The sequence below is a fragment of the Embleya sp. NPDC025285 genome, assembly GCF_055558835.1.
Window position 1 is genome coordinate 17,383 of record NZ_JBVHLU010000018.1, and the last position, 20,400, is coordinate 37,782.

General features: G+C 69.6%; 14 protein-coding genes and 1 riboswitch. Of the genes, 6 read left to right on the top strand and 8 right to left on the bottom strand.

Going from position 1 to position 20,400, the window contains the following annotated elements:
• Positions 1-7: 7 nt before the first annotated feature.
• Positions 8-538, bottom strand: a complete 531-nt coding sequence (locus ACZ4FV_RS14460; RefSeq protein WP_395863428.1) for a GNAT family N-acetyltransferase — start codon at positions 536-538, stop codon at positions 8-10.
• Positions 539-677: 139 nt separating this feature from the next.
• Here ACZ4FV_RS14460 and secA point away from each other — a divergent pair, with 139 nt between their 5' ends.
• Positions 678-3,446 carry a preprotein translocase subunit SecA gene (gene secA, locus ACZ4FV_RS14465; RefSeq protein WP_395863427.1) on the top strand — a complete coding sequence of 923 codons (2,769 nt, stop codon included), beginning with the start codon at positions 678-680 and terminating at the stop codon, positions 3,444-3,446.
• Between the two features lie 159 nt (positions 3,447-3,605).
• Here the strand turns inward: secA and ACZ4FV_RS14470 are convergent, their stop codons facing one another.
• Positions 3,606-4,199 carry an Rv3235 family protein gene (locus tag ACZ4FV_RS14470; protein ID WP_395863425.1) on the bottom strand — a complete coding sequence of 198 codons (594 nt, stop codon included), beginning with the start codon at positions 4,197-4,199 and terminating at the stop codon, positions 3,606-3,608.
• Between the two features lie 275 nt (positions 4,200-4,474).
• Between ACZ4FV_RS14470 and ACZ4FV_RS14475 the strand changes: the two genes are divergently transcribed.
• The 3 genes from ACZ4FV_RS14475 to pruA are packed head-to-tail and all read left to right on the top strand — an operon-like array spanning position 4,475 to position 7,307.
• Positions 4,475-4,936 carry a DUF6912 family protein gene (locus tag ACZ4FV_RS14475; RefSeq protein WP_402234097.1) on the top strand — a complete coding sequence of 154 codons (462 nt, stop codon included), beginning with the start codon at positions 4,475-4,477 and terminating at the stop codon, positions 4,934-4,936.
• A gap of 26 nt (positions 4,937-4,962) precedes the next feature.
• Positions 4,963-5,622, top strand: a complete 660-nt coding sequence (locus ACZ4FV_RS14480; protein ID WP_395863421.1) for an HAD family hydrolase — start codon at positions 4,963-4,965, stop codon at positions 5,620-5,622.
• A gap of 56 nt (positions 5,623-5,678) precedes the next feature.
• On the top strand, positions 5,679-7,307 hold the full coding sequence (pruA, locus tag ACZ4FV_RS14485; RefSeq protein ID WP_395863419.1) for an L-glutamate gamma-semialdehyde dehydrogenase: 1,629 nt from the start codon (positions 5,679-5,681) through the stop codon (positions 7,305-7,307).
• Positions 7,308-7,371: 64 nt separating this feature from the next.
• On the opposite strand, the gene ACZ4FV_RS14490 is transcribed toward pruA, so the two are convergent.
• The gene (locus ACZ4FV_RS14490) at positions 7,372-7,935 is read right to left on the bottom strand and encodes a DJ-1/PfpI family protein (RefSeq protein WP_465322717.1); all 564 of its coding nucleotides are present in this window, start codon (positions 7,933-7,935) and stop codon (positions 7,372-7,374) included.
• 360 nt (positions 7,936-8,295) lie between these two features.
• Here ACZ4FV_RS14490 and ACZ4FV_RS14495 point away from each other — a divergent pair, with 360 nt between their 5' ends.
• On the top strand, positions 8,296-13,179 hold the full coding sequence (locus tag ACZ4FV_RS14495) for an NAD-glutamate dehydrogenase (RefSeq protein ID WP_395863415.1): 4,884 nt from the start codon (positions 8,296-8,298) through the stop codon (positions 13,177-13,179).
• A gap of 79 nt (positions 13,180-13,258) precedes the next feature.
• Here ACZ4FV_RS14495 and ACZ4FV_RS14500 read toward each other — a convergent pair whose 3' ends face one another.
• From ACZ4FV_RS14500 to ACZ4FV_RS14520, 5 genes are all read right to left on the bottom strand, one after another.
• Positions 13,259-13,684: a hypothetical protein gene (locus tag ACZ4FV_RS14500; protein WP_395863413.1), complete on the bottom strand. Its 426-nt coding sequence runs from the start codon at positions 13,682-13,684 to the stop codon at positions 13,259-13,261.
• Positions 13,685-13,925: 241 nt separating this feature from the next.
• The gene (locus tag ACZ4FV_RS14505; RefSeq protein WP_395863412.1) at positions 13,926-14,846 is read right to left on the bottom strand and encodes a carbohydrate ABC transporter permease; all 921 of its coding nucleotides are present in this window, start codon (positions 14,844-14,846) and stop codon (positions 13,926-13,928) included.
• Complete coding sequence (locus tag ACZ4FV_RS14510) at positions 14,843-16,204, bottom strand: ABC transporter permease (protein ID WP_395863411.1); 1,362 nt, start codon at positions 16,202-16,204, stop codon at positions 14,843-14,845. Before ACZ4FV_RS14510 ends, ACZ4FV_RS14505 begins: the two co-directional genes overlap by 4 nt.
• Before the next feature lie 9 nt (positions 16,205-16,213).
• The gene (locus ACZ4FV_RS14515) at positions 16,214-17,560 is read right to left on the bottom strand and encodes an ABC transporter substrate-binding protein (protein WP_402234100.1); all 1,347 of its coding nucleotides are present in this window, start codon (positions 17,558-17,560) and stop codon (positions 16,214-16,216) included.
• Positions 17,557-18,768 (bottom strand): ABC transporter ATP-binding protein, encoded by a 1,212-nt coding sequence (locus ACZ4FV_RS14520; protein WP_395863407.1) that lies wholly within the window; start codon positions 18,766-18,768, stop codon positions 17,557-17,559. Before ACZ4FV_RS14520 ends, ACZ4FV_RS14515 begins: the two co-directional genes overlap by 4 nt.
• 158 nt (positions 18,769-18,926) lie before the next feature.
• Positions 18,927-19,015, top strand: a riboswitch (ZMP/ZTP riboswitch).
• A 32-nt stretch (positions 19,016-19,047) separates the two neighbouring features.
• On the opposite strand from ACZ4FV_RS14520, the gene ACZ4FV_RS14525 reads away from it, so the two are divergent.
• Entirely contained in the window at positions 19,048-20,328 is a 1,281-nt protein-coding gene (locus tag ACZ4FV_RS14525; RefSeq protein ID WP_395863405.1) for a serine hydroxymethyltransferase, read from the top strand.
• The last annotated feature ends 72 nt before the right edge of the window (positions 20,329-20,400 follow it).

Below are 20,400 nucleotides of genomic sequence, written 5' to 3' on the forward strand. Positions count from 1 at the left end.
GTTCGCATCAGGTGTCCGTGGCGAGCCGGGCGTGCAGATGTACGTCGGTGAAGGGCTCGGCGGCGCCGATGACGCAGTCCCGGAGAACTCCTTCGAGTGCATATCCGGCCGCGCTCGCGACCGCGCACGAGGCGGTGTTGGTGACCGCGTGCCGCAGTTCCACCCGGTGCACGTCCAGCGCGCCGAACGCCCACCGGGTCACCGCGCCCACCCCGTGCCGGGCCACGCCCAGGCCCCGCGCGCCCTTCAGCGTCCAGTAGCCGATCTCGCCCGTGCGCCACCGCGGGACGAGGTTCTTGAGCGCCACGTGGCCGTGGACCTCGCCGGTCACCGCGTCCATCACCGCGAACGAGGGGCTGTCGCCCTCGTCCCAGCGCTCCCGGCGGGCGGCCAGCCACGCGCGCGGGTCACCGTCCGTCGGCACCGACATCCAGCGGGTGATCTCGGGATCGGCCAGCGCCTCGCGGACCACCTCGACGTCGTGTTCGTTCCAGGGCCGGAGCTGAAAGCGCCCCGCCGCGATCTCCACAGGTTCCATGCCGGTCACTGTGCCGGCCCGCGAGGCTCGATCCCGGCTTGCCTCCTCGCATACGATGGCCGTATCGGCGGGACGGGCCCCGCCGTGCCGTCACGTCCGAAAGGCGGGCGGGCGCCGTCGGGCAAGGAGCTCATCCAGCGTGTCTATCTTCGACAAGGTCCTGCGCGCCGGCGAGGGCAAAATCCTGCGCAAGCTCAACCGCATCGCAGATCAGATCGAGTCGATCGAAGATGACTTCAAGGACCTCTCCGATGCCGAGCTTCGGGCACTGACGGACGAGTACAAGCAGCGCTACGCCGACGGGGAGACCCTCGACGACCTGCTTCCGGAAGCCTTCGCCACCGTTCGCGAGGCCGCGCGCCGCACGCTGGGCCAGCGGCACTACAAGGTGCAGCTCATGGGCGGTGCCGCGCTGCACCTGGGCAACATCGCCGAGATGCGCACCGGTGAGGGCAAGACCCTCGTCTCCACGCTGCCCGCCTATCTGAACGCGATCGCCGGCGAGGGCGTGCACGTGGTCACGGTCAACGACTACCTCGCCGAGCGCGACTCGGAGTGGATGGGACGCGTCCACCGCTTCCTGGGCCTGAGCGTCGGCTGCATCCTGGCCAATATGCCGCCGCACGAGCGTCGCAAGGCGTACGGGTACGACATCACCTACGGCACCAACAACGAGTTCGGCTTCGACTACCTGCGCGACAACATGGCGTGGTCGGCCGACGAACTGGTGCAGCGCGGCCACTTCTTCGCCGTGGTCGACGAGGTCGACTCGATCCTGGTCGACGAGGCCCGCACGCCGCTGATCATCTCCGGCCCGGCCGACCAGGCCACGAAGTGGTACGCCGACTTCGCCAAGATGGTCAAGCGGCTCAGGCGCGGCGAGGCGGCCAACCCGCTCAAGGGCATCGAGGAGACCGGCGACTACGACGTCGACGAGAAGAAGCGCACCGTCGCGATCCACGAGTCCGGCGTCGCCCGGGTCGAGGACTACCTCGGCATCGACAACCTCTACGAGGCGGTCAACACCCCGCTGGTCGGCTACCTGAACAACGCCATCAAGGCCAAGGAGCTGTACAAGCGGGACAAGGAGTACGTGGTCGTGGACGGCGAGGTGCTCATCGTCGACGAGCACACCGGCCGCATCCTCGCCGGGCGCCGCTACAACGAGGGCATGCACCAGGCGATCGAGGCCAAGGAGGGGGTGGACATCAAGGACGAGAACCAGACCCTGGCCACCGTCACCCTCCAGAACTTCTTCCGCCTGTACAAGAAGCTCGGCGGCATGACCGGTACCGCGATGACCGAGGCCGCCGAGTTCCACCAGATCTACAAGCTCGGCGTGGTGCCCATCCCCACCCACCGTTCGGTGCAGCGCGTGGACCAGTCCGACCTCGTGTACAAGACCGAGGAGGCCAAGTTCGACGCGGTGGTCGAGGACATCACCAAGAAGCACGAGAAGGGTCAGCCGGTTCTGGTCGGCACCACGAGCGTGGAGAAGTCCGAGTACCTCTCCGCGCAACTCCGCAAGCGCGGCGTGCCGCACGAGGTGCTCAACGCCAAGCACCACGAGCGCGAGGCGCAGATCGTCGCGCAGGCCGGCCGCAAGGGCGCGGTCACGGTGGCCACCAACATGGCCGGCCGAGGCACCGACATCATGCTCGGCGGCAACCCGGACCACCTCGCCGCGGCCGAGCTCGCCCAGCGCGGGCTCACCCCGACCGAGACGCCGGAGGAGTACGAGAGCGCCTGGCCGGACGCGCTGGAGAAGGCCAAGAAGGCGGTCAAGGCCGAGCACGAGGAGGTCTCCGACCTCGGCGGCCTGTACGTGCTGGGCACCGAGCGGCACGAGTCCCGCCGGATCGACAACCAGCTTCGCGGCCGCTCCGGCCGCCAGGGCGACCCCGGCGAGTCGCGCTTCTACCTCTCGCTCGGTGACGACCTGATGCGCCTGTTCAAGGCCAACATCGTCGAGCGCGTGCTGACCCTGGCCAACGTGCCCGAGGACCAGCCGATCGAGTCGAAGATGGTCTCCAACGCGATCAAGTCCGCGCAGACCCAGGTCGAGCAGCAGAACTTCGAGATCCGCAAGAACGTCCTCAAGTACGACGAGGTGCTGAACCGCCAGCGCGAGGTGATCTACGGCGAGCGCCGTCGGGTGCTCGCGGGCGAGAACCTGCAGGAGCAGATCGGCCACTTCATCGACGACACCGTCGAGGCGTACGTGCACGGGGCCACCGAGGGCTTCGCGGAGGAGTGGGACCTCGAGAAGTTGTGGGCCAACCTCAAGCGGCTGTACCCGGTCAGCGTCACGATCGAGGAGGTCGAGGAGGAGTTCGGCGACCGCTCCGACCTGGACACCGAGCAGCTCGTGGAACTGCTGCGGGCGGACGCCCAGGCCGCGTACGCGCTGCGCGAGGAGAAGCTCGGCGAAGAGGTCATGCGCGAGCTGGAGCGCCGGGTGATCCTGTCGGTGCTGGACCGCCGCTGGCGTGAGCACCTCTACGAGATGGACTACCTGCAGGAGGGCATCGGCCTGCGGGCGATGGCGCAGCGCGACCCGCTGGTGGAGTACCAGCGCGAGGGCTTCGACATGTTCAACGCCATGATGGAGGGCATCAAGGAGGAGTCGGTCGGCTACCTCTTCAACGTCGAGGTCGAGATCGAGCAGGTGCCCGAGGCGCCGAGCATCTCGATCGACAAGGCCGCGCCGCTGCCGGAGATCCACGCGAAGGGCCTGGACGCGCCCCAGCGGCCGGCGCACCTGCAGTACAGCGCGCCGACGATCGACGGCGAGGGTGGTGTGATCACCTCCGAGGAGACCTTCGACGAGGACGACGTCGAGGTCGACGAGGGTGCGACTCGGGCCGAGCGCAGGCGCGCGCAGCGCGCGAAGCGCAAGAAGAAGTAGACCCGGCTCGACTCGGCCGGCCTGCGGCCGGCCTGTCCTCGAACGCCGGACGGGCTGGATGGCCGACGTGCAGCCTGGTGGCCGACGGCTTGTCCGAAGTGATGGATCGACCCGAGGGTCCGGACCGCGACTGTGGTCCGGACCCTCGGGTCTTCCGCGTCACGTGCGGCCGTCGTGTTCCAGCGCGGTGCACAACCACGTGTCGGTGGGTCGGCGGGTGGGGGCGTCGCGTTCGAGACGGAAGGCGAGGGTCAGGACCCAGGAGGCCGCGCGCAGCCGGGCGTAGCCCTCGGCGACGCCGTCGGCGGGGGCCCGGCCGCCGCACGATTCCACGCTCAGCCGGCCGACCCGGCGGGCGGCGAGTCGGCGGACCAGGTGGTGTGTGGTGGCGTAGACGGCGGCGGAGGCGTACGGCCGCAACTGGGTGACCGCGCGCAGGCCGGAGCCGATCTCGGCGAGCGCGTGTGCCAGCCGTCGTGCGCGCAGCCTGGCCTCGGCCGGGTCGGGCTCGTCCAGGGCGCGGATCAGCCGCAGTGCCGGGCGTGGTGCGGGTGGCGGGTCGAAGGCCGGATCGGGCGCGAGCGCGAGCGAGCCGTGCACGAGCGCGGCCCGGTGCGCGGGCGGGCGAAGCGGGAGGATGCCGCGATCGGCTCGCCCGGCCGGGGCCGGATCGAAGGGGCTCTCGCCGGCGGGTGCCCGCACCACGTACAGGTGCGGTGGCGTCGTGGTGCGGACGGTGTTCGTGTGGACCATGGGTCCTCCCCGTGAAGCTGTGCGAAGACGTGCGAAAGGCGTGCGAGGACGCGAGCGTCGGGTGTGGCCGCGCACCCGTTCCGCTCGTTCCCCCGACCGGGACGTGTGCAGGCACTTCCTAGCCGGCTCGCGGCGCCTGGTCAACCATTCGTCTGGCCGGTCTGGGATTACGCTGACGCGCGTCGACTCACGCAATGTGGCGGTAGGTCGACCGTCGCCCCGGCGTTCGGCGAACTCGAACGGATGCCGGGATTTCACTCGATTGGAGTCGCCCGATGCGTGTGTTCATCCCCACCACGCCCGCAGGTCTGGCCTCGGTGCACGCCGAGGGCGCGATCGTGTCGGCACCGCTGCCCGCGTACGCGGTCACCGACGCGTTTCGCGCCTGGTACGAGAGCGAGGACGAGGAGGAGTTGGAGTACGGCGCGCTGACCCGGGCCGCCGAGACCTCGCTGCGGCTGCTCGCGGGCGAACCGGGCGGCACGCGTCGGATCGTGCTGGCGGCGGACGTACCGGACCACCTGGTGAGCGTGCGCGCGCAGGACGGGCCGGGAGCGGTGCTGGTGGACGCGACGGTGCCGCGCAAGCGGATCGCGGCGGTGCACATGGACACCGCCGAGGCCGAGGAGGCGATCGCCGCGGCGCTGGCCGGCGGGCTCACCGACGATCTGATCGAGGCGACCGAGGAGCACGAGCTGTTGTGGTTCGCGACACAGGAGCTTGCCGATCTGCTGTGAGCGTGCCCACGGCACAATGAAGGTCCATGAAGAGTCGACCTCCGCACCTGGTCTGGGACTGGAACAGCACGCTGTTCCACGACATGGACGCGATCATCGCGGCCACCAACGCCTCGTTCGCGCTGCTGGGGCTGCCGCCGATGACCCTCGAGCGTTATCGCGAGCTCTACTGCGTGCCCGTGCCGAAGTTCTACGAGAAGGTCACCGGCCGGGTTCCCGATGCCGCCGAGTGGGTGTTGCTCGACGACGCCTTCCAGCAGGTCTACGCCACACACAGCGCGCTGTGCGAGCTTGCCGGCGGCGCGGACGAACTGCTGCGCAGGTGGCAGCACGAGGGCGGCACCCAGTCGTTGTTGTCGCTGACCGAGCACGAGTCGCTGATGCCGTTCGTGCGCCGGTTCGGGATCGAGGAGCGGTTCGTCCGGGTGGACGGGCGGGTGGGTCCGCCCGGCGGCGGCAAGGCCGAGCACCTGGTCCGGCACCTGGCCGCGCTGGGCCGGGAGCCGGATGAGGTGGTGCTGATCGGCGACGCCGCCGACGACGCGGCGGCGGCGCTGCACGTGGGCGCGCGGGCGGTGTTGTACACGGGCGGATCGCACGCGCGGGCCAGTTTGGAGGGGGTCGGCGTGCCGGTGGTGGACTCGCTCGCGGACGCGGTGGCGCTCGCGCGTACGTATCCGGGCTGACCCTCGCGTCGGTGCCCCGGCGCATCGATTGTCGAATTCGCGGGCACTGCGCATCCATGGATGCTGTGACCCGGGTGCCCCGGCCGAGCAATGAACCCGTCCACGGCTACGCGCCGGGCTCTCCCGAGCGGGAGCGCCTGACGGCGCGGCTGGCCGAGTTGTCCGACGCGCCGGTGGACCTGCCGCACGCGATCGGTGGCGAGCACCGGATGGGTGCGGGCAAGCGTGTGCAGATCGTGCAGCCGCACCGGCGGGCGGGCGAGTTGGGCACGCTGGCCAACGCGACGCACGAGGACGCGCGGGCCGCGCTGATCGCCGCGAAGGAGGCCGCGCCCGACTGGCGCGCGATGGACTTCGACGACCGCGCGGCGATCCTGCTCAAGGCGGCCGACCTGCTGGCCGGGCCGTGGCGCGAGACGATCGCCGCCGCGACCATGCTCGGTCAGGGCAAGACGGTGCAGCAGGCGGAGATCGACGCGCCGTGCGAACTGGTCGACTTCTGGCGGTTCAACGTGCACTTCGCCCGGCGGATCCTGGCCGAGCAGCCGATCGACTCGCCGGGGGTGTGGAACCGGCTGGACCACCGGCCGCTGGAGGGCTTCGTGTACGCGGTCACGCCGTTCAACTTCACCGCGATCGCGGGCAACCTGCCCACCGCGCCGGCGCTGATGGGCAATGTGGTGGTGTGGAAGCCCGCGCCCACCCAGGCATTGGCCGCGCACCATCTGATCCGGCTCCTGGAGGCGGCGGGGCTGCCGCCGGGGGTGATCAACCTGCTGCACGGCGACGGTGTCGCGGTCTCCGACGTCGCGCTGGCCGACCCGGACTTCGCGGGGCTGCACTTCACCGGGTCGAGCGCGACGTTCAAGCACCTGTGGCGCACCATCGGCGCGAACATCGACACCTACCGCGGCTATCCGCGGATCGTCGGCGAGACCGGCGGCAAGGACTTCGTGGTCGCGCATCCCAGCGCCGATCACGACGTGCTGCGCACGGCGCTGGTGCGCGGCGCGTTCGAGTACCAGGGGCAGAAGTGTTCGGCCGCCTCGCGCGCCTACATCCCGCGCTCGATCTGGGAGAGCGAGTTCCGGGACGCGTTCCTGGCCGAGGTGGACGGCCTGTCCATGGGCGACGTCACGGACCTGCGGCACTTCATGGGCGCGGTGATCGACGAGCGCGCGTTCGCCAAGCTCAAGGCGGCGATCGATCGCGCGCACGCCGGCGACGGCCTGCTGGTGCTGGCGGGCGGCACCTACGACGACTCGGTCGGCTGGTTCGTCCGGCCCACCGTGGTCCTGGCCGAGGATCCGTGGGACGAGGTGTTCACCACCGAGTACTTCGGGCCGCTGCTGGGCGTGCACGTGTACGAGGACGGCGACTGGGACGCGATGTTGCGGCAGATGGAGTCGGCCGCGCCGTACGCGCTCACCGGTTCGGTGATCGCGCGCGATCGGCGGGCGCTGGCGCAGACCGCGGGCTTCCTGCGCTTCGCGGCGGGCAACTTCTACCTCAACGACAAGCCCACCGGCGCGGTGGTGGGCCAACAGCCGTTCGGCGGCGCGCGGGCGTCGGGGACCAACGACAAGGCGGGCGCGATGCAGAACCTGATGCGCTGGACCAGCACCCGCACGATCAAGGAGACGTTCGACCCGCCGACCGCGTACCACTATCCGCACATGGGCTGACCGGCGCGGAGCCGACCGCCGCGCGGCCGACCACCGTGGGCCGGCCGCCGCGGGTGCCGACCGCTCAGGCCGGCGCCTTGGCCCGCAGCACCTGGACGAACTCGCGCATCCAGGCCGGGTGGTCGACCCAGGTGCGGGCGGAGACCAGGGTGCCGTCGACGACCGCCTCGCCGTCCACCCACGTGCCGCCGGCGGCTCTGACGTCCGGCGCGATCGCCGGGTAGGCAGCGGTGCGCCGCCCGGCCAGCATCCCCGTGGCGGCCGCGATCAGCGGGCCGTGACAGATCTGCGCGATCGGCTTGTCCGCCTCGAAGAAGTGCCGCACCAGGCGCAGGACGACCGGGTTGTTGCGCAGGTATTCCGGAGCCCGCCCGCCCGGCAGCACCAGGGCCACGTAGTTCTCCGGCCGAACCTCCACGAACGCGAAGTCGGCCGGCCACGTGTAGCCGGGCTTCTCGGTGAAGGTGTCGAAGCCTTCGACGAAGTCGTGTACGACGAAGGCGAGCTTCTTGCGCGAGGGGCCGGCGACGTGCACGTCGTAGCCCTCCTCGCGCAGGCGCTGGTACGGATACAGGACCTCCAGCGACTCCGCCGCGTCGCCGGCGATCAGCAGCACCTTCTTGGCCATGACGATCGTCTCCCCACCGAGTCCGTCCCGCCCGTGCGTTGCGTCGTTCGTCCCGCGTCCACGGTGCCCCGAGCGCCGCCTTCGAGGCAATGGGTACGAGGTGTCCGGACCGAGCCGGAAATTCCTTACAGGGTGATCCGAGATCCCCTCTCGGCGGCCGGGAGGCACGCGAGTAGCCTGACGATGCGGCGACGCCGCGTGGGCCGCGAGCCGGGACGACGGAGTCCCGGAACCACCGTGAGCCCGCGCACGTCGCCTGAAACAGGTACTCGCGACAAAGCGGGTACCGGCAGTACACAGCCGGGCACGCCCGGGGACGGCAATGGTCACGCAACGGCGCGCGACAGGAGCGGCAGCATCATGCAGAGCAAGCTGGACGAGGCGAAGGCGGAGCTTCTCGCCCGAGCGGCGGAAGCGGCACGAGCGGCATCGTCACAGCACGGAGGCGGCGGGCCCGAGGGCCCGAACCGGGTGGACCTCGATGTCCTCCTGTCCCGCTATTACCGGCACACCGCACCCGACGACCTGATCGATCGCGATCCGGTGGACGTGTACGGTGCGGCGATCTCGCACTGTCGACTCGCGGCGGAGCGCCCTCAGGGCACCGCGCGAGTCCGGGCGTACACGCCCACGGTGGAGGAGAACGGTTGGGCCTCCGGGCACACCGTGGTCGAGATCGTCACCGACGACATGCCCTTCCTGGTGGACTCGGTCACCAACGAGCTCTCCCGCCAGGAACGCAGCATTCACGTGGTGATCCACCCCCAGCTCATCGTCCGGCGCACCATCGCCGGCGAGCTGCTGGAGATCGTGGACACCACCGACGCACACGGGGTGCCCGAGGACGCGATCGTCGAGTCCTGGATGCACATCGAGATCGACCGGGAGAGCGACCGCGAGGACCTGCGCTCGGTCGAGACCGGGTTGCAGCGGATCATCAGCGACGTGCGCGAGGTGGTCGAGGACTGGACCAAGATGCGCGACACGTCGCTGCGGCTTGCCGACGAACTCGCCAACGACCCGCCGGCCTCGCTGCCGGAGGAGGAGATCGGCGAGGCGTGGGAGCTGCTGCGCTGGCTCTCCGAGGACCACTTCACCTTCCTCGGCTACCGCGAGTACGACCTGGTGTGCGAGAACGACGAGGACGTGCTGCGCGCGGTGCCCGGCACCGGCCTGGGCATCCTGCGTGCCGACCAGGACCTGTCCGCGTCCTTCAGTCGGCTCTCCACCCGGGCTCGCGCGAAGGCCCGGGAGAAACAGCTGCTGATCCTGACCAAGGCCAACTCGCGGGCGACCGTGCACCGTTCGGCCTACCTCGACTACATCGGTGTGAAGAAGTTCGACGCGGCCGGCAACGTGGTCGGCGAGCGTCGTTTCCTGGGACTGTTCAGCTCGGCCGCGTACACCGACAGCGTCCAGCGCATCCCGGTGGTGCGCCGCAAGGTGCACGCGGTGCTGGAGAAGGCGGGCTTCCCGCCGGTCAGCCACGACGGCCGGGACCTGTTGCAGATCCTGGAGACCTACCCGCGCGACGACCTGTTCCAGATCGCCGTGGACGAGCTGCACGACATCGTGATCAACGTGCTCTACCTCCAGGAGCGACGCCGGCTGCGGCTGTTCCTGCGCAAGGACGAGTACGGCCGGTTCTACTCGGCCCTGGTCTACCTGCCGCGCGACCGGTACACCACCGAGGTCCGGCTCAAGATGCAGGACATCCTGCTCGCCGAGCTGGCCGGTTCGGTGGTCGACTACACCGCGCGCAACACCGAATCCGTGCTCGCACGCCTGCACTTCACCGTGCGCGTGCCCACCGGCGCCGAACTCGGCGACCCGGACGTGGACTACATCGAACGACTGCTGTCCGAGGCCACCCGCTCGTGGATCGACGACTTCGGCGAGGCCCTCGTCGCCGAATGCGGCGAGGAGAGCGCGGCCGAACTGTCCCGCCGCTACGCACACGCGTTCGGCGAGGGCTACAAGTCCGACTTCCCGCCCCGGACCGCGGTCGCCGACCTCAAGCGGGTCGAGGAGTTGACCCCCGAGGCGGACTTCAAGCTGCACCTGTACGAGCCGATAGGAGCACTGCCCGGCGAGCGGCGCTTCAAGATCTACCGCACCGGTCGGCACGTGTCACTGTCCGAGGTGTTGCCGATCCTGCAGCGGATGGGCTTGGAGGTCGTCGACGAGCGGCCCTACGAGCTGCGCCGCGCCGATGGGACCGTGGCGTGGGTGTACGACTTCGGTCTGCGCTACGACGCCGCGGCGATGTACGGGCAGCCCGAGGACGTCAAGGAGTTGTTCCAGGACGCGTTCTCGGCGACCTGGACCGCGCGTGCGGAGAACGACGGGTTCAACGCGCTGGTCTTCCGGGCCGGGCTCACCTGGCGCCAGGCGATGGTGCTGCGCGCCTACGCCAAGTACCAGCGGCAGGCCGGGACCACGTTCGGGCAGGAGTACATCGAGGACGTCCTCGTCTCCAACCCGCACACCACGCGGCTGCTGGTGAACCTGTTCGAGGCCCGCTTCTCGCCGGGCCACCAGCAGGCCGGCACCGAGCTGGTGGACGGCATCGTCGAGGCCATCGAAGGTGCCCTGGACCAGGTGGCCAGCCTGGACGAGGACCGCATCCTGCGCTCGTTCCTGGCGATGATCAAGGCGACCCTGCGGACCAACTTCTTCCAGCACCGCGAGGACGGCGAGGCGCACGACTACCTCTCGCTCAAGTTCGACCCGCAGGAGATCCCCGACCTGCCCGCGCCGCGGCCCCGGTTCGAGATCTTCGTCTACTCGCCCCGGGTCGAGGGCGTGCACCTGCGCTTCGGCGCGGTCGCGCGCGGCGGGCTGCGCTGGTCGGACCGGCGCGAGGATTTCCGCACCGAGATCCTGGGCCTGGTCAAGGCGCAGATGGTCAAGAACACCGTGATCGTGCCGGTCGGCGCGAAGGGCGGATTCTTCTGCAAGCAACTGCCGGACCCCGCGGACCGCGAGGCCTGGCTGGCCGAGGGCATCGCCTGCTACCGCACCTTCATCGGCGCGCTGCTGGACATCACGGACAACCTCGTCGACGGCGAGGTCGTGCCGCCGGCGGACGTGGTGCGGCACGACACGGACGACACCTACCTGGTGGTGGCCGCGGACAAGGGCACCGCGACGTTCTCCGACATCGCCAACGAGGTCGCGCAGGCGTACGGCTTCTGGCTGGGCGACGCGTTCGCCTCCGGCGGCTCGGCGGGCTACGACCACAAGGGCATGGGCATCACCGCGCGCGGCGCGTGGGAGTCGGTCAAGCGGCACTTCCGCGAACTGGGTCACGACACCCAGACCGAGGACTTCACCGTGGTCGGCATCGGCGACATGTCCGGTGACGTGTTCGGCAACGGCATGCTGCTGTCCGAGCACATCCGGCTGCTGGCCGCCTTCGACCACCGGCACATCTTCCTGGACCCGAACCCGGACGCGGCGGTCTCCTTCGCCGAGCGGCGCCGGTTGTTCGACCTGCCGCGCAGCTCGTGGGCGGACTACGACAAGGAGCTGATCTCGGCCGGCGGCGGGGTGTACCCGCGCACCGCCAAGTCGGTGCCGATCAACGCGCAGGTGCGGCAGGCACTGGGGCTGCCGGACGCGGTGATCCGACTCACTCCGGCCGATTTGATGAAGGCGATCCTGCAGGCTCCCGCTGACCTGTTCTGGAACGGCGGGATCGGCACCTACATCAAGTCGAGCGGCGAGTCGCACGCCGACGTCGGCGACAAGGCCAACGACGCGATCCGGGTCAACGGCGCCGACCTGCGGGTCAAGGTCGTCGGCGAGGGCGGCAACCTGGGTTGCACGCAGCTCGGTCGGGTCGAGTTCGCGCTCGCGGGCGGCCGGATCAACACCGACGCGATCGACAACTCGGCGGGCGTGGACACCTCGGACCACGAGGTGAACATCAAGATCCTGCTCAACCAGGTCACCGCCGCCGGCGACATGACCCTCAAGCAGCGCAACGAGCTGCTCGCGGCCATGACGGACGAGGTCGGGCACCTGGTGCTGGCCGCCAACTACGGCCAGAACTGCGCGCTGGAGAACGCGGTCGCCCAGGCCACCAGCCTGCTGCACGTGCACATGCGGTACATGCGCCGGCTGGTGCGCGACGGGCACCTCAACCGGGAGATCGAGTTCCTGCCGACCGACCGGCAGTTGCGCGAGCGGCAGCAGAACGGGCAGGCGATGACCCAGCCCGAGCTGGCCGTGCTGCTCGCGTACACCAAGATCGTGATGGCCCAGGACCTGATCGCCTCGGACCTGCCGGACGACCCGTTCCTGGCCCGGGAGTTGTACCGCTACTTCCCCAGCGCGCTGCGGGCGCGGTTCGCCGAGCAGATGGACCGACACCCGCTGCGTCGGGACATCATCACCACGGTCGTGGTGAACGAGGTGGTCAACCTCGGCGGCCTCTCGTTCATGTTCCGCATGCGCGAGGAGACCGGCGCGTCGGCGGAGGAGGTGGCCCGGGCGCACATCACCGCGCGGGAGATCTTCGGCGCGGACCGGGTCATGGGTGCGATCGCGGCGCTGGACAACAAGGTCCCGGCCGAGATGCAGACCAAGCTGCGGCTGCACAGCCGGCGGCTGATCGAGCGCGCGACCCGCTGGTTCCTGGGCAGTCGGCGCGAGATCGACATCGCCGCGCAGGTGGAGTTCTTCCGCGACGGTGTGGCCGAGGTGGTCGCACACCTGCCCAAGGTGCTGCGCGGCTCGGACCTGGCCTGGATGGACGGGCTGTACGAGGAGTTCACCGAGGCGGGCGTGCCCACCGAACTGGCCACCGCGGTGGCCGGGATGTCCTCGGCGTACGCCGCCCTGGACATCGTCGAGGTGGCGCACGAGTCCGAGCGCGCGGTGCTCGACGTCGCGCAGGTGTACTTCGACATCGCCGACCGGCTGCCGATCGCGCACCTGCTCGACCGGATCATCGAACTGCCGCGCAGCGACCGGTGGAAGTCGATGGCACGGGCCTCGCTGCGCGAGGACCTGTACGCGGCGCAGGCCGGGCTCACCGCGGAGGTGCTCGCCTCCGGCGAACCGGAGGACACCCCGGAGCTGCGGTTCAAGGCGTGGGAGCACCGGAACGCGGCCGTGCTCACCCGCGCCCGGTCCACGCTGGACGAGTTGCAGGAAGCGGAGAACTACGACCTCGCGACGCTCTCGGTCGCGATGCGGACGATCCGTACGCTGCTGCGGACCGGCAGCAAGAGCTGATCGGTGCGAGAAGGCCGCCGGCCCGGAACCCACGCGGGTTCCGGGCCGGCGGCCTGTGCGGTTCGCTTGCGTCGACCCGCTACGGTTCGAGCATCAACAGCTCGTGGTGACTGCGCTCGCGCACCGCCCACCAGCACGGCAGGTAGATCATCGCGGGCAGGCCGGCCACCAGGACCGTCCACGGCGGAGTGGTCATCAGCGTGGCCACCAGCGCCACGAACACGTGGATCAGGCCCACCGCGGCCGCGCGCCCCAGCGCCCCGGTGCCGCGCCGCATCGCGTCGCGCACGCCGGCCACGCCCATGCCGCTCACCACCGCGATGCCCGCGCACAACACCGACGCGATCAGCAGCAGATCACCGAGGCCCTCCAGGCTCTTGCGGTCGTCGCGCACGGCGAACGACATGACCGCCAACGTGATGGCGGTCGCGCTCATCAGCACGGTTTCGACGACCAGCGCGATCAGCAGGGTCCGTAGAAAACCGGTTCGGCGATTTCCCCTCATTGTTCCCCCGAAATGACGTATGTCCCCCGTTTGGTGCACCCCCGAGCCGGTTTCGAAGCGGCGGGGAGCACCCTACGCCTTCGGACGATGTCACATGGAATTCCGTTCCCGAAGTCGGATCCGTAACGATGGCGGCACGAAACACACAGGCCGCGGGGCCGCCCGGACTTCGCCGGACGGCCCCGCGGCCGTTGCCCAGGACGCCTGTTCGACATCGAGGGGATGTTCGCCTCCTCGACGACTACTTGACGGCGCCTGCCATCACGCCCTGGACGAAGTAGCGCTGGAAGCTGAAGAAGACGACCACCGGGACGATCAGCGACAGGAACGCGCCGGGGGCCAGCACGTCGATGTTGGCGCCGAACGCCCGGGACTGGGACTGCAACGCGACGGTCAGCGGCGCCGATTCGGTGTCCGCGTAGATCAACGCGATGAGCATGTCGTTCCACACCCACAGGAACTGGAAGATGCCCAGCGACGCGATCGCGGGCAGGCCCAGCGGCAGGATGACCCGGAAGAAGATGGTCAGGTCGGTGCCGCCGTCCATCCGGGCGGCCTCCAGCAGGTCGCGTGGAATGCCCGCGAAGTAGTTGCGCAACAGGAACACCGCGAACGGTAGGCCGAACGCGACGTGGAAGAGCACCACACCCAGGATGGTGCCGAACAACCCGGTGTCGCCGTACAGCTTCGAGATCGGGATCAGCGCCACCTGGACCGGCACCACCAGCAGCCCGACCACGATCAGGAACAGCCAGTCCCGACCGGGGAATTCCAGCCAGGCGAAGGCGTAGGCCGCGAGCGAGCCGATCAGGATCACCAACAGCGTGCTGGGCACGGTGATCCAGATGGTGTTGAAGAACGCCCGGGTCATGTCCTTGTTGTCGAGCAGCTTGTCGTAGTTGGAGAAGGTCAGGTCGCTCGGCTTGCCCAGCACCTTCCACCAGCCGGACTTGCTCATCTCCTGCGGATCGCGCAGCGAGGAGACCAGCAGTCCGAAGGTGGGCATCAGCCAGAACAGCGCGATCAGCACCAGCAGGACCGCCGCCAGACCGCCGCCGGTGCGGCCGACGATACGCGAGGCGAGGCCGCGCTTGATGCCCCCTTCCGGGGGCGCCGGCGCTTTCCGAGGCTTCGTCAGGTCGGGGGTCACGGACGTGCTCACCGGTTCTCCCTTCGGAAGCGACGGATGTTGAACAACATCGCCGGCAGCACCAGCAGGAAGAGCAGGATGCCGATGGCGCTGCCCAGGCCCTGGTTGTTGCCGCCGCCGAAGGAGGCGATGTACATCTGCAGGGCCAGCACGTTGGCCTCCTTCTGGGACGAGCCCAGCGAGATGATGTACACCAGGTCGAAGATCTTCAGCACGTTGATCACCAGCGTGACCATCACCACCACCAGCACCGGGGCCAGCAGCGGGATGGTGACCCGGCGGAAGACCTGCCACTCGGTCGCGCCGTCCACGCGCGCGGCCTCCAGCGCGTCCCGCGGGATCGCGGCCAGGCCGGCCGCGATCAGCACCATCGCGAAGCCCGCCCACATCCAGATGTAGGCGCCGATGATCGCGGCGGTGACCAGGTTGGGCCCGAGCCAGTCGTAGCCGCCGAAGGACTTGGCGAAATTGCCTTCGGTCAGCCGTAATTGCACCGGGCCGCCCTCGGCGGCGGACGCGGGCATGGTGAACGAGCCGTCCTTGCCGGTGCTCGCGCTCGCCACCGTCTTCCCGTTCCGGACCGCCTCGACCCGTACCCCGGGCAGGCCCTTCTCGCCGGGGTCGACCACTCCGGCCTTGCCCGCGTTGCCCTTGGTGAAGTCGACCCACACCACGCCGCCGAGGCCCCCGGCGGGCGGCACGGCGGGCTTGGCGTCCCGCGCGTCGGTGGGGATCTTGTCCGCGGGCAGCGCGACCAGCGGCAACAGCGCGGTACCGCCGGGCGCGGTACCGGCCTTGGTGATGAAGCCGCCGCCCTGCGGCGCGAGCACGGTGTCGTTGCGCGGTCGGGCGCCGGGATACGGCGCGCCCTCGTCGAACATGTCGTGCACGCTGGTGATCACCGCGTTGGCCACGCCCTGATCGGGATCGCGGTCGTAGACGAGCCGGAAGATGATGCCCGCGGCCAGCATGGACACGGCCATCGGCATGAAGACGATCAGCTTGAACGCGGTGGCGAACCTGACCCGTTCGGTCAGCACCGCGAAGACCAGACCCAGCGAGGTGACCACGGCGGGCACCACCAGGACCCAGATCAGGTTGTTCTTGAGCGCGGTGAAGGTGTCGTCGTCGGTGAACAGTTCCTTGTAGTTGTCGATCCCCACGAAGTCCGACCAGCCGTCCGCGCCGAACAGGCTGCGGATCAGCGACCACACGATCGGATAGGCGACCAGGACGGCGAGCATGACGATGGCCGGCAGCAGGAACAGCCAGCCCAACAGGGCGCCCGAACCGAGCCCGCGCGACTCGCGCGCGGGCGTCGGCTTCGTCTTCTCGGGCACCGCGACCTGTACGGGTGCCTTCTCACTCATCGACGTCGGTCACCCGCCCGCGTAGGCCTTGGCGGCGTCCGCTTCGAGCTTGCTCTGCGCCCCGGCCACGTCCGAGGGGTTGCGCAGGAAGTCCTGGAGATCGCGCCACTCGCCCTCACCCTTGGTGCCACCGAACGCGGCGGGCGCCTGGTCGGAGAGGTCGAAGCGGAAGTCGTCGCCCGCGGCGATCAGGTTCTTGGCGATCCCGCGCGTGGTGTCGTCGCGGTAGGACGCCATGTCCAGGTTCTTGTTCGGCGACAGGTAACCGCCCTGCTGCGCCCACACCTTGGCGGCGTCCGGCGAGGCCAGATACTTGAGCAGGGCCTGGGCGCCGGGGGAGTCCTTCATCGCCACGGCCACGTCGCCGCCGGTGACCACCGGTGCCTTGCCGGTGCCGACCGCGGGGAAGCCGAAGAACTTCGCGTCGGTGCCGATCTTGGCCTTGGTGTCCTTGATGATGTTGGTGCCGATGAAGTCGCCGCCCGAGATCATCCCCGCCTTCGGCGGATCGCCGAACGCCTGCGGTACGGACGCGGGGAACTCGGTCTGGAGCACGCCGCCGCTGCCGCCGGGGAACCAGTCGTTCTTGCCGAAGACCTGAGCCAGCGTCTCCAGGGCGGTCTTGACCGAGGGGTCGGTCCACGGGATCTGGTGCTTGGCCAACTGGTCGTACTTCTCCGGGCCGGCCTGGCTCAGGTAGATGTTCTCGAACCAGTCGGTGAGCACCCACCCGTCGGCGCCGCCGATGGCGAACGGCGGGGTGCCCGAGTCGGAGATCAGGCCCGCGTTCTTGAGCAGGTCGTCCCAGGTCTTGGACTCGGTGGCGCCCGCGTTCTCGTAGACCTTCGCGTTGTACCAGATCAGCGACTTGTTGGCGCCCTTGTAGTAGACGCCGTAGAGCTTGTCCTGATACGAGCCCAGCTTTTGCCACTGGGTCGCGAAGTTCGCCTGCACGGCCTGCTGCACGTCGGCCGCGAGTGGCTTGATCCAGCCCTTCTGCGCGAACTGCTGGAGTACGCCCGGCTGGGCCAGGAACGCCACGTCCGGCGGCGCGTTGCCCTCGACCCGCTGGCCCAGGAAGGTGGAGGCGCTGTCGCCGGTGGGGATGAACTCGGTCTTGGCCCCGGTGCGCTTCTCGAAGTCGGCGAGCACCTTCTTGAAGGCGGCCTGCTCGTCACCGGTCCACACCGCCGCGACGCTCACCGTGGTGCCGTCGAGGCGGGGTACGGCCGGCGCGCCGCTCCCGCCGGGGGTCGCGTCGCTCTTCTTGCCCTTGTCGTCGCCGTCGTCGCTACAGGCCGCGAGACCCATGGCGAGCATCGAGGCGACCGCCAAGGCGCCCACGAACCGCTTCACGCGTCCTCCGTAATGGACAGACCCGTCTCCGGGTCGAAGAAGTGCAGCCGGTCGGTTGCCACCCGCATCACCACATCGGCGCCCTCGCGGGCCCGGGTACGCGGCCCGAAGCGGGCCACCAGCTCGGTATGGGCCGCGCCCGGGTCCGGCACCGTGTCCTCCGCGCCCACGTCGCGCGCGAGTTCCTGGACGTCCTCGGTGACCGCGGGCGGCGCGTCCACGCGCACGTGCACGAGCACCTCCGAACCCATCGCCTCGACCAGGTCGGCCTCGGCCCGCAACACCGCGCCCTCGGCGGGCTCGGCGCCCTCCAGGGCGGTGTCGTACAGGTCCTCGGGGCGGATGCCGACGATCAGCGGGCGACCGTGGTAGCCGGCCAGCGCCGGGCGCGCGGCGAGCACGTCGGGGTGCACGGTCAACCGCTGGCTGCCGATCGCCACCGTGGTGCCGTCCGCGTCGTCGCGGTTCAGCGTGCCGGTCATCAGGTTCATCGCGGGCGAGCCGATGAAGCCGGCCACGAACAGGTTGACCGGGTGGTCGTACAGCTCCTGCGGTGGGGCGACCTGCTGGAGGACGCCCTTCTTCATCACCGCGACCCGATCGCCGAGGGTCATCGCCTCGGTCTGATCGTGCGTCACATACAGCGTGGTGACCCCGAGTTCGCGGGTCAGTCGGGCGATCTGGGCGCGCATCTGCACGCGTAGCTTCGCGTCGAGATTGGACAGTGGCTCGTCCATCAGGAACGCCTGCGGCTCCCGGACGATCGCCCGGCCCATCGCGACCCGTTGCCGCTGACCGCCGGAGAGTTGCCTCGGCTTGCGGCCGAGGTGCTCCTCCAGGCCCAGGGTGCGGGCCGCCTTGGTGACCCGTTCGCGAATCTCGTCCTTGGGCAACTTCCGCAATCGGAGCCCGAATCCGATGTTGTCCCGCACATTCAGATGCGGATACAGGGCGTAGCTCTGGAACACCATCGCCACGTCCCGGTCACGCGAGGGCACCCGATTGACCACTCGGTCGCCGATGCTGATCGTGCCCTCGCTGATCTCCTCCAGGCCGGCGACCATCCGTAACGCGGTCGTCTTCCCGCATCCGGACGGGCCGACCAGAACCAGGAACTCCCCGTCCGCGACGGTCAGATCGAGTGAGGTGACCGCTCGAGTGCCGTCCGTATACAACTTTCCAACCGCATCCAGTACCACTTCCGCCACGAATTCCCCCGATGGTGGACAGATCCCGCCTGCTGATGTCCTGTGGTACGCCTGGTGTGGCGTTGGCCACAACCCCTGCCCCGTGCAACGAGCCTTATTCGTGACTTTCGATCATCGCTGCGTAATGAGGCGGCGGGTGACCGTCGCGCTCCGTATGCTGAACGGGCCGCGACTGGCGTACGCGTGGGATCGACCACGAGGAAGCGGCGGTTCCACCGACGAGGTGTCGTCCGCCTGGGCACCCGGATCACATTCGCTGTGAACCGAGCCGGAGAACACATGGACATCCACGGGCACGTGACCGATCGCCACCCGGAACTGCGCCGCACCGACCCCGAGATCGCCTCGTTGGTGCGTGCCGAGGAACTGTTGCAGCAGGACACGCTGCGGCTGATCCCGAGCGAGAACTACGTCTCCGCCGCCGTGTTGGAGGCGACCGGGACGGTACTGACCAACAAGTACTCGGAGGGCTATCCGGGCCGTCGGTACTACGAGGGCCAGCAGAACATCGACCCGATCGAGATCATCGCCCGCGAGCGGGCCAAGTCCCTGTTCGGCGTCGAGCACGCCAACGTGCAGCCGTACTCGGGCTCACCGGCCAATCTCGCGGTCTACCTCGCCTTCGCCCGGCCCGGCGACACCGTGCTGGGCATGGCGCTGCCGATGGGCGGGCACCTCACCCACGGATGGGGGGTGTCCGCGACCGGGACCTGGTTCCGCGGCGTGCGCTACGGCGTGCGCGCCGACACCGGGCGCACCGACCTGGACGAGGTGCGCGATCTCGCGCTGCGCGAGCGGCCGCGGATCATCTTCTGCGGCGGTACGGCGGTGCCGCGCACGGTGGACTTCGCCGGGTTCGCGGAGATCGCCCGCGAGGTGGACGCGATCCTGGTCGCGGACGTGTCCCACATCGCCGGGCTGATCGCGGGCGGGGCGCATCCGTCCCCCGTCGGGCACGTGGACGTGGTGTCCACGACCACGCACAAGACGCTGCGCGGGCCGCGCGGGGCGATGCTGATGTGCCGCGCCGAGCATGCCAAGGCGATCGACAAGGCGGTCTTCCCGGGCCTTCAGGGAGGGCCGCACAACAACACCACGGCGGCCATCGCGGTCGCGCTGCGCGAGGCGGCGACCGACGAGTTTCGGACATACGCCCACGCGGTGGTGGCGAACGCGAAACGGCTCGGTGAGGAACTCGTCGGGCGCGACTTCGAGTTGGTGTCGGGCGGGACGGACAACCATCTGCTGCTGGTGGACCTGACCCGGCGCGGGGTGCCCGGGAAGGTCGCGGCGAAGGCGCTGGATCGGGCCGGGATCGTGGTGAACTACAACACCGTGCCGTTCGACACCCGGTCGCCGTTCGACCCCTCCGGGATTCGGATCGGGACGCCGGCGCTCACGTCGCGTGGGCTCGCCGAGGAGCACATGCCCGCGATCGCGCGGTGGATCGATCAGGTGGTGACGGCGGCGGGGGTCGGAGCCGAGGACGTGATCGTGCGCGTGCGGGGCGAGGTGCGGGAGCTTTTGGGTGGGTTTCCGGCGCGGGGGTTGCCTGTGTAGGCGCGGGATTTGTTTGCCCACCCGCTCCACCCGCTCCACCCGCTGCGTCTGGTGGGGAGGTTGGGGTTTTAC

Bases quoted from the DNA above. Each gene is read 5' to 3' on its own strand.
- ACZ4FV_RS14525 (WP_395863405.1), top strand. From the start codon at position 19,048: ATGGACATCCACGGGCACGTGACCGATCGCCACCCGGAACTGCGCCGC.
- ACZ4FV_RS14475 (WP_402234097.1), top strand. From the start codon at position 4,475: ATGCGTGTGTTCATCCCCACCACGCCCGCAGGTCTGGCCTCGGTGCAC.
- pruA (WP_395863419.1), top strand. From the start codon at position 5,679: ATGGATGCTGTGACCCGGGTGCCCCGGCCGAGCAATGAACCCGTCCAC.
- ACZ4FV_RS14500 (WP_395863413.1), bottom strand. From the start codon at position 13,684: ATGAGGGGAAATCGCCGAACCGGTTTTCTACGGACCCTGCTGATCGCG.
- ACZ4FV_RS14495 (WP_395863415.1), top strand. From the start codon at position 8,296: ATGCAGAGCAAGCTGGACGAGGCGAAGGCGGAGCTTCTCGCCCGAGCG.
- ACZ4FV_RS14480 (WP_395863421.1), top strand. From the start codon at position 4,963: ATGAAGAGTCGACCTCCGCACCTGGTCTGGGACTGGAACAGCACGCTG.
- ACZ4FV_RS14510 (WP_395863411.1), bottom strand. From the start codon at position 16,204: ATGAGTGAGAAGGCACCCGTACAGGTCGCGGTGCCCGAGAAGACGAAG.
- ACZ4FV_RS14470 (WP_395863425.1), bottom strand. From the start codon at position 4,199: ATGGTCCACACGAACACCGTCCGCACCACGACGCCACCGCACCTGTAC.
- ACZ4FV_RS14490 (WP_465322717.1), bottom strand. From the start codon at position 7,935: ATGGCCAAGAAGGTGCTGCTGATCGCCGGCGACGCGGCGGAGTCGCTG.
- ACZ4FV_RS14460 (WP_395863428.1), bottom strand. From the start codon at position 538: ATGGAACCTGTGGAGATCGCGGCGGGGCGCTTTCAGCTCCGGCCCTGG.